9 protein-coding genes and 1 tRNA gene are annotated in these 11,444 nt (G+C 47.3%); 4 read left to right on the top strand and 6 right to left on the bottom strand.

The window, feature by feature from the left end; translation table 11 throughout:
- Positions 1 to 2,877, bottom strand: a 2,877-nt coding sequence (locus Q0231_RS04740) for a histidine kinase dimerization/phospho-acceptor domain-containing protein (RefSeq protein ID WP_299345719.1), incomplete at its 3' end; no start/stop codon positions are given.
- A gap of 230 nt (positions 2,878 to 3,107) precedes the next feature.
- Here Q0231_RS04740 and Q0231_RS04735 point away from each other — a divergent pair.
- A tRNA-His gene (locus Q0231_RS04735) sits at positions 3,108 to 3,184 on the top strand.
- A 20-nt stretch (positions 3,185 to 3,204) separates the two neighbouring features.
- On the opposite strand, the gene Q0231_RS04730 is transcribed toward Q0231_RS04735, so the two are convergent.
- From Q0231_RS04730 to Q0231_RS04720, 3 genes are all read right to left on the bottom strand, one after another.
- Complete coding sequence (locus tag Q0231_RS04730; RefSeq protein ID WP_299345716.1) at positions 3,205 to 5,001, bottom strand: pilus assembly protein; 1,797 nt, start codon at positions 4,999 to 5,001, stop codon at positions 3,205 to 3,207.
- Between the two features lie 57 nt (positions 5,002 to 5,058).
- Entirely contained in the window at positions 5,059 to 5,703 is a 645-nt protein-coding gene (locus Q0231_RS04725) for a L,D-transpeptidase (protein WP_299345713.1), read from the bottom strand.
- Between the two features lie 143 nt (positions 5,704 to 5,846).
- Positions 5,847 to 6,332, bottom strand: a complete 486-nt coding sequence (locus Q0231_RS04720; protein ID WP_299345711.1) for a response regulator — start codon at positions 6,330 to 6,332, stop codon at positions 5,847 to 5,849.
- Positions 6,333 to 6,418: 86 nt separating this feature from the next.
- Here Q0231_RS04720 and Q0231_RS04715 point away from each other — a divergent pair, with 86 nt between their 5' ends.
- The 3 genes from Q0231_RS04715 to Q0231_RS04705 all read left to right on the top strand — a co-directional run bounded on the left by Q0231_RS04715 (position 6,419) and on the right by Q0231_RS04705 (position 10,126).
- Positions 6,419 to 7,039 (top strand): DNA-3-methyladenine glycosylase I, encoded by a 621-nt coding sequence (locus Q0231_RS04715; protein WP_299345708.1) that lies wholly within the window; start codon positions 6,419 to 6,421, stop codon positions 7,037 to 7,039.
- Positions 7,040 to 7,161: 122 nt separating this feature from the next.
- Entirely contained in the window at positions 7,162 to 8,646 is a 1,485-nt protein-coding gene (hisS, locus tag Q0231_RS04710; protein ID WP_299345705.1) for a histidine--tRNA ligase, read from the top strand.
- The gene (locus Q0231_RS04705; protein WP_367274473.1) at positions 8,609 to 10,126 is read left to right on the top strand and encodes an ATP phosphoribosyltransferase regulatory subunit; all 1,518 of its coding nucleotides are present in this window, start codon (positions 8,609 to 8,611) and stop codon (positions 10,124 to 10,126) included. Before hisS ends, Q0231_RS04705 begins: the two co-directional genes overlap by 38 nt.
- A 2-nt stretch (positions 10,127 to 10,128) precedes the next feature.
- Here the strand turns inward: Q0231_RS04705 and Q0231_RS04700 are convergent, their stop codons facing one another.
- Together Q0231_RS04700 and upp are read right to left on the bottom strand one after the other, a co-directional pair.
- The gene (locus tag Q0231_RS04700; protein ID WP_299345699.1) at positions 10,129 to 10,569 is read right to left on the bottom strand and encodes a hypothetical protein; all 441 of its coding nucleotides are present in this window, start codon (positions 10,567 to 10,569) and stop codon (positions 10,129 to 10,131) included.
- A 3-nt stretch (positions 10,570 to 10,572) separates the two neighbouring features.
- Positions 10,573 to 11,226 carry a uracil phosphoribosyltransferase gene (upp, locus tag Q0231_RS04695; RefSeq protein ID WP_299345696.1) on the bottom strand — a complete coding sequence of 218 codons (654 nt, stop codon included), beginning with the start codon at positions 11,224 to 11,226 and terminating at the stop codon, positions 10,573 to 10,575.
- Positions 11,227 to 11,444: the final 218 nt, after the last annotated feature.

Here is an 11,444-nt window from a genome sequence, read left to right as displayed (position 1 = left end):
TGTCCCCGTGACCCGATCCGCGGGAATGGCCAACTCCATAAGCATGCCTGAGCGTCCAATTTGATCCAGCGACAGGGAAAATGCATTGGCCTTTGCCAGCGCTTGCGTTAGCGAAAGGCCAACCCCGGAGCGCACAAAATCTGCTGGTTTCTCCTGATCGCCAACCGGCTCATGGTAGACAATAAATTGTTCGTGCCGGTTTTGCCCGTGCTCACCCATGTCGCGCACGTGGATCATCAGATCACCTTTGTCGTCACGCACAGCGCTTAGCACCACGTTGCCCCCAGCGGGCGTAAGGGTGACCGCGCTGGCCAAAAGGTTCATGATCGTTTGGGTCAGTAGTTTTTCGTCCGCTTCAACAAAATAGCTGGTTTCTGGTATCGCGCTACGCACAAAAACCTGTTGCGCATTGGCTTGGCCGCGAATGCGCACGATGCACCGATTGAGCATCAACCCTAAATCGATATGATTGTTCGTCAGTTCAATTTCACCAATATTCAGGCGACTCAGGTCATCAATTTCACCAATCACCTGCTCGATTTGACGGGTCGCAGCGTGAATGTCGGCTATATATTCTTTATAGCGATCGTTCTCAATCGCCCCATAGGCTTCGTCTTTCATCAGACTGTTGAAACCGGCGATGGAAGCCAATGGGCGTCGGATTTCGCGGCTCAAAATGGGTAGAATGCTGTTGAGTTCGTCCTTTTGGTGATCAATTTGTTCCTGATCCGCATGCACTTTCGTCACTAGCCCAAAAATCGAACTAGATTGATCTTCGATGTCTTGCAAAAACAGCTTGATCTCGCAATGTTCAGCCCCTGCAAATACCTTGATGGTACCCGTTTCCGCGTCGCCCGAAAGCACGCTTAAGTAAGCGCTTCGTGTGTCGGTAGACACATATTCAAGAATGGGGCGATTGCGCAGCAAGTCGATTGATGGCCCGAAAAGCTGGCTGCCGCGCGCATCCAAATCCAAAACATAGCCAGCGCGATTGAGCTGAATGCACCCTTGACCAAGGGCCGCTGATATCTTGCCAAAATCGATTTGTGCGCCGTCACGCCCTTGGGAAATGATGCCATTGCTCGGCCGCGTGGAAGGCTCTTCCCGCGCCGTCAGCATATAGGCGTTTTGGCCATGCCAAATCGTTGTTTGCAAACGCGCCACAACATCAACGCTCTCACCGTCTTGGCGCAAGATCTTAGCCACAGGGCCAAACTCGTTGCCCGCATCATCCGCGCGGGGCAGGATTTCGTCCAATCCCGCATCACGCAGATCATTTGTAGTGTTGTAGCCCGCCAAATCCGCCATTGACCGATTGGCAAACAGCACCGTTTGGTCCTTAAAAATCAAAATGCCCAATGGCAATTTGTTCAAAACCAAGGCTTCGTCGCTCAACGCCACCAAAGACGATTTGCCGTTCGGCGCAACAGGTGGCTTTGGCGTCATAGATATGACTTTGCCTGCTTCGCGCTCAGACGCTTCTTTTGTCTCGTCTTTTTGCTTTTTTGGTGATTTTGTTGATTTGCGCGTTTCTTCAGTGTTTACGCGTTCGCGCAGAATGCGTGACAATTCATCAAAATTGTATTTTGACGTTTTATCTTCATCTTGATTGATCGCAGACGATGTTGTTGTTTCAACATCGCGTGTGACTTCACTGGCTGAAATGCTCCACAGGCTCGTTTCTTCCTGCTCCGCCTCGCCATTATCAAGTGCTGCCATCTCGTTGCGCACCTCTTCAAGCGGGGTGCTGAGCTGATCTATTTCTGCTTCGGGCAAAGTTTCAATGTCTGCCAATGCGTCATCGGCAAAGTCTACCTCAGCATCAATGCGGTTTTGCGCCAGCAGGTCTGCATCATCCAACTCCGAGGTGGTGATATTGCCGCCAGATTTATAAAGGTGATCTATCAAATCGGTGAGGGCAGAAGGAGCGCTCAAACCATCATCTGTCTCAGCCTGTTCCTCTGAAGCATTGTCTTCGCTTTGAGCCCGCGTTTCTTCGGTTTGATCAGTGGGAGCGTCCATCGTGTCCAGATGCGCCATATCATAGGCGTCATCTTCCACTTCACTTTGCTCCTCGGCAGTTGGCTCTAATAGCGCTTGCTCTTCATCTGCTTGTGCACCATCAAATTCGTTGCCTTCAGGCAACGGCGTGTCCTTGACGGTTGGTTCTGCGCTTGTTTGTACGTCGGCATCGATTTCTGTTGGAATAGCAGAATCTGTTGCATTCACATCGTCTGATATGATGGGTTGGGTGGGCACAGGTTCGTCAGTCGGCGATAATTGACCCAAGTCCAACATCAACAACGACGCACCCGCTTTCAAGCTGACGTCAAGTCGAGAAGCAGCGCTTAATGCTTCAAACGGCAAAGCCAACACATTTTGAAGTTCATCAGCGTCGCCAGAAGATGTGGCGCCAGCAACGATTTCGCGTTCTGCGTTGATGATGACATAGTCTTGTGCGGGGGAAAACAATTGCTCATCCGCAACCAAGGCAAATGCGTCGCCATCAAACAAACCAAAGTCAACACTATCTGTTGAGATGACCAACAGACCTTTTGATCCATCTTCAGTTTTAAGAGGCACGCATGAACAGGTGGCAGAAACTGGCTTTTTGCCCATCTGAAACCGCATCCGTGAAACCGACGCGCGACCATCATTGCCCAAGCGAATTAAGCGCGTCACTTGGCCCTTCAGCGGCACCGGATCGGGCAAAAACTTTAAGCCCTTCTTCTTGAATTTGGAGCGGAAAAGTTTGGCAGCAAGGTTGCGCCAAATGAGTTCGCTTCCATCCCCATTCCAGAACCAAACAGGACGCGGATCAAGTGCGTAACCCAATACGCGCTTTCCCACTTCGGTATAAATCCAGTCCTGCTGCATAACTACTCTTACTTCCCTGTGCCAAACTGAAACAATCTTGGCGCATTAGTTTACTCTTATTTAAATATCGCGCATCAAGGGATTGGTCCATAAAAACCGTGTTCTGTGCCCAAACAGTCCGGTTTCATGGTTAAGATGGTCAGGGTGTGGAAAAAAAGTGTAATTTGGCCTAAAAGCACTCTTGCAAAGATATGATGTGGGCCTTATGTATCGGCGCACAAAATGGATATGCCGCCTTAGCTCAGTTGGTTAGAGCACTAGTTTGTGGAACTAGGGGTCCCCCGTTCGAGCCGGGGAGGCGGTACCACCTCCCCAAGCCATTCTCTCTTATTTCGAAAGACGCAAGTCTGACAGCTGGTTTGCGATTGTTTCAAACGTGGAAACCAAATCCGACGGCGTTGATGGGAAATAGGCATGCCCTGCATCCGATGCACAGGCAGATAGCATTTTCCCGTTGGACGAGCTTTTCGAAATGCCCAAGCCAATCGTGTAAATTTCGATTTCGGAAGGTTTTGCCTTCGCGTTTTCACACGCTTCTTTGGTGCGTTTATCCATTTCTGCGATAATGGACGAGTTCGACCACCCTACGTCACCAAGGCGTTTGTTGTAGGGCCAAGAATAGGCCGGGTAATAATATGCCCCGTTAAAGCTTCCCCATTGTGACGAATAGTTCTGGCCATCCGTCATGATGATCATAACCTTGCTTGCACCATCATTGTAAGCCACACCCTCATCGTATGGAGCGGTGGGCGACAATACACGCCAGCCCCAAATGGTGCCCATGTGTATGTTCGTGCCCCCACCTGCCACCATGGCGGTGATATTAGTCTTCAGGGTCGACTTTTTGTTGGTCAGCGGCAAGATTTCGCGACTGATACAAGTCCCGTTGGGAGAGTGATCCCCAGAACTTGGCGAAGCCGACGCGCCATTATATTTACATAGCCGTTCTTGGTATTCACGGGGTGACAAAGATGATGAGCCAGATGTGTCACATGTGACCTGTGTGATCATTCCCTTTTTCTTATCATTCCAAGTCGTCGTAGATGTGATCGTTTGCCCGTCGCAGCTACACGCATCTGTGCCTGATGTTGAACTCCCTTTGTCAGGATTCCACCAACTATACTGCCCAGGCGCTCTGCTGCCCTTTTTCTTCTTTGTTCCAGGCCAGCTCCGAAATGTGCATTCGCCCGGCTTTGTTGGCGCAACGCACGTACCACCTTCATCGTCCAAATAATCAGCGGTCGTCGATGCGCCGCTGTCCGGACCATCTGGATTAAACATGGGTACAAAGTAGGTGTCGCCGTTAGACGCGTTGGGTGTGGCATCATTGGTATCTAGCGGATAAGGACGCGCTTCCACACATCCCTTCCAGCTTACGTTCTTGAGCTGATCATAAAGCGCAAATCGGGAAAACCTATCGTTCACGTCGGTGACGTCGTGTCCGGTGTCTTCATTGTCATCATTATCAAAATTGTCCCAGTTTGCTGACGACTGGCCCATTGTGTCCATCCACGTCGCTGTCTTTTTATCTGCGCCAACATTTACGTTCATGGTAAAGGGGACCAAGCCAATGAACACTTTTTCGGGCTCATCTTCCGCACCCATCAAAATGTCGACAGCCAACTTGGCAGCCGTTTTGAGATTGGAGATACGAGAGCCAGACATAGACCCCGAATTATCCAACACCATTGCCACTTCAAGACGGTTTTTCGCCCGTGTGGCCTCAGAAATCAGCCGGGCACTCATTTCATTGATGCCAATGAGTCGAACAAACAAAGTCGGTTGAGAAATATCGGCCGCGATGTAAAGACGCCCAGCTTCCTTATCAATTTCCACGCTGCTGATGGACATTGCAACGCCAGTGCCCAACAGACCTTCTTCAATGAGGTCGTTGGCCCTATTGGTGATCCAGCCTTTGCTTTTTTTGTAGATTTCTGGCTGAAGGGCCAGAACCGTTGCGTCTAGGCTGATCTGCGTCGTCTTGCGGCTTTGCTGGATGTTCACAAAGTCAACGGCAGCGCCGCCCGTGGCGAGCAGTACAATGGCGATGACGCCGAAAATAACAGCAAAAGCGCCACTTTCGTCGCGTCCAAATTGCCTAATTCTTGAAAGAATGAAGTCCATTTATCGTCGGCCAAATTTGTTGAATATTCGGCCGTAATGTTGCGCGTTAAAGGTAAATTAAATAACAACCACGCGCGTGCCAATTGAAACTCTTGTATATAAATCCTTAATATCTTCGTTCGTAAGCCGAATGCAGCCCGAAGAAACCTTTTTGCCGATGGATCGTGGCTGGGTGGTGCCGTGCAATCGATAAAGCGTGCTGCCAATATATAGGGCGCGGGCACCAAGAGGGTTATTGATCCCGCCTGGCATGTAAGCGGGCAAATGCGGTTCACGCGCGCGCATTTCGGCGGGCGGTGTCCAGCCGGGCCATTCGCGTTTCGCGGTGATTTTGTGGGTGCCTGACCATTCAAACCCAGATCGCGCCACGCCAATGCCGTATCGCATGGCGCGCCCATTGCTCAAAACGAGATACAAAAACCGCGCATTGGTATCCACAACAACGGTGCCTTTGGTATATTCGCTATTGTAGGCAACAACTTGGCGTAAAAACTCTGGGTGCTGACCGTAAGGGTTTTTTACCTCTAGCTTATGTTTTGGCGTGCCCTTGGTCACGCTCATGCCTTCGGGCGGCAGCACGTAAATAGTCTGCCCAAAGCTATTCTTTGATTTGATCAAGCCACCATCGGCAAACCCGGCGCCCATAAGCGACAAAACAAAAGCGCCAACCAAGGCTGGAAATACCACCAAAAACTTACGCATTACTCAAACTCACACTCAGCCCGCATCAAATACGTGCAGTTACAATTTGAGATAAACCTTAGTTGATCACCCGCAATAAACGGTGAAAGAGCGTGGTAAGTAAGGACTTAGCAAGAATGGTTTACAGAAGATGAATGTGCAGATCAAAGCATGACCATGCCATCATCGTCCTCTTCGTCTTCTTCCATCACTTCGTCATTTGCCGGAATGCTCTGGTTTTTTTCTTTTTTGGTGATCGCCTTGGCAATCGCTTTGCCCAAATCGGTGCCATTTACCGGCTTTATCACCACTTCATCGGCACCAAGTGCTAAAGCGCGCTCAATATTGTCACTGCTGGCGTAGGCCGTCATAACCACAACAGCAATATTGCTATTGTCGCCAAATCGGGGGTCACGTATAACGCCCAACAGGCCAGCGCCGGACACATCTGGCATGTACCAATCGCTCAATAAAACATCAAAGTCCTTATGCATCAGCTGCAACAAGGCTTCTGCACCCGAGGCCACGCTTTTGGTTTCACCAATGCCAAGTTTTTTCAGTTGTGCAGCAGCCAGCGCACATGCATATTGATTGTCATCGACAATCAAAACTTTCATTTGATCTGGCGATTTTGTGGCTTGATTTCGCACGACGGACCCTGAATTAACGCAAGTGTTAATGAACTGTTGAAGGAATTTAGTGAAAATCGACAAGATTGCAACCGTTAAATATTACAATGAACGAATATGTTGGCCGTTGTTTCTGGGGAAGCAACGATGAAATGTACATACGCTACCATGATACCGAGTGGGGTTATCCCGTAGATAACGACATTCGGCTGTTCGAAAAAGTGTGTCTTGAAGGCTTTCAATCTGGCCTTTCCTGGTTGACCATCTTGCGCAAGCGCGAGAACTTTCGCACCGCATTTGATGGTTTTGATTTCCATAAAGTCGCTCAATATGGACCTGACGATGTAGATCGATTGCTGCAAGACTCAGGGATTGTGCGCCATCGCGGTAAAATTGAAGCAACCATCAATAATGCCGCGCGTGCGATTGAACTTGAAAAAGAGTTTGGCACCTTGGCCGCCTATTTTTGGCAGTTTGAGCCAAGTCCTAAGGACCGGCCCCAACATGTAACAGAAGCCGAGGTGCGCAAATTGGCGCAAACGGACATGTCAAAAGCTTTTGCAAAAGACCTGAAAAAGCGCGGCTGGAAATTCTTTGGACCAACAACCGCCTATGCCTTTATGCAGGCAATGGGGTTGGTCAATGATCATACAGAAGACTGTTTTTGCCGCCAAAAGGCGCTGGATGCGCGGGCCAAGTTCACCCCGCCAAAACCCAAACATGGCTAGGCAATAAGCCTAAGCATAATCCCCATTTCTCACCAATACTTGTGTCCTATGGCGTGATCGGCTAACAACCCACTCGAAGCGCCAAATAGGCGCGTACTTTTCTTTTCATTTCAGAGGCACCTATGGCCAAGAAAACCAAACGTTTAGCACCAACTTTGCCCCGAGGCTTTGTCGATCGTGATGCGGTCGAAATCATAGCTTTGGAGCAAATGTTCCATCGCATTCGTTCGGTTTATGAGCGCTATGGTTTTGACCCCGTTGAAACGCCGCTGTTTGAATATACCGAAAGCCTTGGCAAATTTTTGCCCGATACGGACCGCCCAAACGCGGGCGTGTTTTCGCTGCAAGACGACGATGAAAAATGGATGAGCCTGCGTTACGATTTGACCGCGCCGCTCGCTCGCTACTTTGCACAAAACTATGACGCCCTGCCAAAGCCCTATCGCTCATACCGACAGGGCTATGTGTTCCGCAACGAAAAACCAGGACCGGGCCGTTTCCGCCAGTTCATGCAATTTGATGCAGATAGTGTTGGCGCACCTGATCCAGCAGCGGACGCTGAAATGTGCATGATGATGGCTGATGTGATGGACGAATTGGGCCTTGGCGGCAAATTCATCATCAGGGTCAATAACCGCAAAGTTTTGGATGGTGTACTAGCTGCAGCCGGTTTGGCCGAAGAGCCGGAAAAAGCACTCACCGTTTTACGTGCCATCGATAAAATGGATCGCCTCGGCGAAGAGGGCGTGAAATTGTTGCTCGGCGCTGGCCGAAAAGACGAAAGTGGCGATTTCACAGAAGGCGCTGGTCTTGATAATGCGCAAATTGATCGCATTCTTGCCTATGTGATGGCAGATGCGGACGCCGACAAAATGTTTGAAGTCCTCGCCGCGCAAGTTGAGGGCAGCGAAACAGGGGCCGCCGGCGTCGCAGAACTAAAAGAAATGCAAGCTTTGTTTGATGCCGCAGGTTACCCACGCGACAAAGTCAAAATCGACCCATCCGTGGTGCGCGGCCTTGAGTATTACACGGGTCCAGTATTTGAAGCCGAATTGACCTTTCCTGTAACAAACGAAAAAGGCCAAACCGTTGTGTTTGGTTCTGTTGGTGGTGGTGGTCGTTATGACGGTCTGGTGTCGCGGTTCCGCCCAGAACCAGTGCCTGCAACGGGCTTTTCCATTGGTGTGAGCCGTTTGGCCCACGCGTTGCAATTGGTTGGCGAGTTAGACGTTACTGAAAAGCAAGGCCCGGTTGTGGTGCTGATCATGGATAAAGATCAAATCGCTTCTTATCAGGCAATGGTCGCCGACTTGCGCAAAGCGGGCATTCGCGCTGAGCTCTATTTGGGCGCGTCCAAAAACATGGCCAAGCAAATGAAATATGCCGATAAGCGCAATGCGCCTGCGGTGATCATCGAAGGTAGCCAAGAGCGCGAAGCAGGCGAAGTGCAAGTCAAAGACTTGGTCGCTGGCAAATTGGCGTCACTTGAAATCACTGACAACGCAGAATGGCGCGCAGCGCGACCCGCGCAAGCGAGCGTCAAGCGGGCAGACCTTGTTGCGCATATCCATGCCTTGCTTGAACCAGACAGCGCAGACGGGGAATAGCCCCATGAGCGATTTTTCAGATCAACGCGCCGAGCTGGCCAACCGTATTGGCACCTTAGCTGAATTGGTTTCGCCAGATATCTTGCAGCCAGCCGATCTATTTTTTGATCTCGCGGGTGAGGACATTGGTCGGCGTTTAATGTTGACCAATGGCCCAGATGGCACGACCTATTGCCTGCGACCAGATTTTACGCTGCCCATCGCGGCGCAATATTTAGCTGGCGACGCCGTAGGACTGTCAAAAAACTATGGCTATCTTGGCCCTGTCTTCCGTCAACGTGACTATGGCCCCTTTGAATTTGACCAAGCTGGCTTGGAGTTTTTGGCCCCAAAAGACAGCGACAAAACATTTTCAGAGGTGATGCATTTCGCCATTGAAGCAAGTGCGCTCTATGGTGAGACAGCGCCGCGCCTGCACCTTGGTGCAGTAGATTTGTTTGAAACACTATTGGCCAAAATTGATTTGCCCGATGTGTGGCGTCCGCGGGTGCGCGACCGGTTTGGCCATGATGCTGCCATGGGCCGCCTGTTGGATCGTTTGGCTGTGCCTGAGCAATTTGATGGTGCAAATGATTTGCCAAGCGATGATGCCGAGCTAACCAAAAAAGTCGCCGCCGAAATGGATGCTGCGGGCCTATCGCCTTATTCAGGTCGGCAAGCTGAAGAAATTGTGGCGCGTTATCGCGAAAAGCAAATGCTGGCCCAAGCCGCTGTGTCCCCGAAAACTGTGCGTATTTTGCGCGAGTTTTTGTCGATTGCTGGCCCTGCATCCGAACAGGCGTTTCGCGTGGCTGGATTGGCAAAAAAGGTTGGTATTGACCTTGACGAACCGCTTGAAAAACTGATGACCCGTTTAACCGAACTAAAAGCCACCGCACCCGCTCAGGCTCAATCCATGCTGCATGTGGGCCAACAAGTGGTCTTTAGTGTGCAAGGCTTAGCGGATCAAACCTTTAATGGCCAAATTAATCGGGTCAATCCTGTTGCTGACATGATGAGTCGCACCCTGACTTTTTATGCGCGGGTTGATAATCCAAACAATGTGCTGCGTGCTGGTTTGTTTGCCGAAGGCGTGTATAATAACCAATCATTTTTTCATAATTATACTGCTACTGTTTTAACTGCTCCTGCTTTTGAACCGTTATCAGAAAGTAAAACTTTGTTTCAAGAAAATTTTAGAGCACATAATTATTTAGCCGTTGGGTTAAAAAATATTTTTCAAATAACAAAAAATATGCAGTTTAGAGTTGAAGGTTATTTATTTCAACCGCATCAAAATATACTACAAAACGCCAATAAAGAAGCTTACTATGGTAAAGTATGGGATGAAGGACATATTATTTATTCCTCTTCATTGGTTTATAAAACGCCATTAGGGCCAATAGCGTTAAACGCAAATTATTATGAGCAATTTGAAGATCATTGGAGTTTTATGTTCCATTTTGGATATATTCTTTTTAAGAAGAAAAGTTTAGAGTAATTCTAATAAACTAACTTAATCAAAGGAAAAATAACTCCCCAAAACACTATTCCAGCTATCATTATAAGTAGGGTGTATTTATTTTTAGAGAAATAGCGAGATGCTAAAAAACAACCCAAAGGAATAGAAAGTAAAACTGGGGTTAATAAAGAAATGCCAATCAGGCCATACTTGTTTTTTATATTGATAAAACGTCTGTTTCCACGGGTAAAAACTTTTTTTTTTTTCTTTTCTGGAAGAAGTGAATTGATTTGAATATTAATCCAGCCGGTAGTGTAGTAAAAAAATATTACACCAGAAGATCCAGCGGTAATCAGCATTGCAACTATCTCTAAATAATTATAATTGGTAGTTGGCAATAACATGTAACCTACAGCCATTGCAAACTTGGTGGCCGCAAATAAAAAAATTAAAATAAATTCTGTTATAGCCGTGAAATCCATATACTATTCTTTTACTCCATAAGCTAAATCACCTGCATCCCCTAAACCAGGAACAATGTATCCTTTATCATTTAACCCTTCGTCAATATCAGCAATCCATAAATCTGTGTTTTCTGGAAAAAAATCTGCAATATACTCAACACCTTCTGTAGAGCCAATAACTGAAACTATTTGGATTTTTTTCGGTGTTCCGTATTTTTTAATCGCCTCATATACGGCAACTAACGATCGTCCTGTTGCCAACATCGGATCAACCAATAATAATGTTTTACCGTCAATTGATGGAGAAGCAAAATACTCTACAACTATCTCAAATTCTTCATCGTTATTTGGATGATGACGATATGCTGATATAAAAGCATTTTCAGCATCATCAAAATAATTTAATAATCCGTTATGCAATGGCAATCCTGCCCTAAGTATCGAGCATAAAACCACATCATTAACAGGAATTTCAGTTGATTTTACTCCTAAAGGTGTTGTTACTTCTTTAGATTCAAAAACTAAATTTTTACTTAATTCATACCCTAAAACTTCACCTATTCGCTCAATATTTCTACGAAAACGCATTGCATCTTTTTGAATAGACACACTTCTTAATTCTAATAAAAACTTATTTAAAATAGATTTTTCTTTGGCTAAATGATGAACTTTCATATCTGAATTATTTTAATAACAAACTTACAAAAAAGATAGTTTTAATATTCGTTTTATAAAACCAGAATATTTTAATTTACAACTACACTCAATATAACATTTTTATAAAATTAAGCTTTTCAAATTGTCTATTTCAAATATAGTAATAATACCAATTACAACTTAAAACGCGCTAAATAAAACGCCCTTTTTTCCTTTCTTTTTCATTAAAAAAAGAA

It is taken from the genome of uncultured Maritalea sp. (genome assembly GCF_937139385.1).
Classification (GTDB): domain Bacteria; phylum Pseudomonadota; class Alphaproteobacteria; order Rhizobiales; family Devosiaceae; genus Maritalea; species Maritalea porphyrae_A.
The sequence above is the reverse complement of the archived record's forward strand: the minus strand, read 5'-3'. Positions and strand labels throughout refer to the sequence as shown.

Bases quoted from the DNA above. Each gene is read 5' to 3' on its own strand.
- Q0231_RS04730 (WP_299345716.1), bottom strand. From the start codon at position 5,001: ATGGACTTCATTCTTTCAAGAATTAGGCAATTTGGACGCGACGAAAGT.
- Q0231_RS04725 (WP_299345713.1), bottom strand. From the start codon at position 5,703: ATGCGTAAGTTTTTGGTGGTATTTCCAGCCTTGGTTGGCGCTTTTGTT.
- Q0231_RS04715 (WP_299345708.1), top strand. From the start codon at position 6,419: ATGAACGAATATGTTGGCCGTTGTTTCTGGGGAAGCAACGATGAAATG.
- hisS (WP_299345705.1), top strand. From the start codon at position 7,162: ATGGCCAAGAAAACCAAACGTTTAGCACCAACTTTGCCCCGAGGCTTT.
- Q0231_RS04705 (WP_367274473.1), top strand. From the start codon at position 8,609: ATGCCTTGCTTGAACCAGACAGCGCAGACGGGGAATAGCCCCATGAGC.
- Q0231_RS04700 (WP_299345699.1), bottom strand. From the start codon at position 10,569: ATGGATTTCACGGCTATAACAGAATTTATTTTAATTTTTTTATTTGCG.
- upp (WP_299345696.1), bottom strand. From the start codon at position 11,226: ATGAAAGTTCATCATTTAGCCAAAGAAAAATCTATTTTAAATAAGTTT.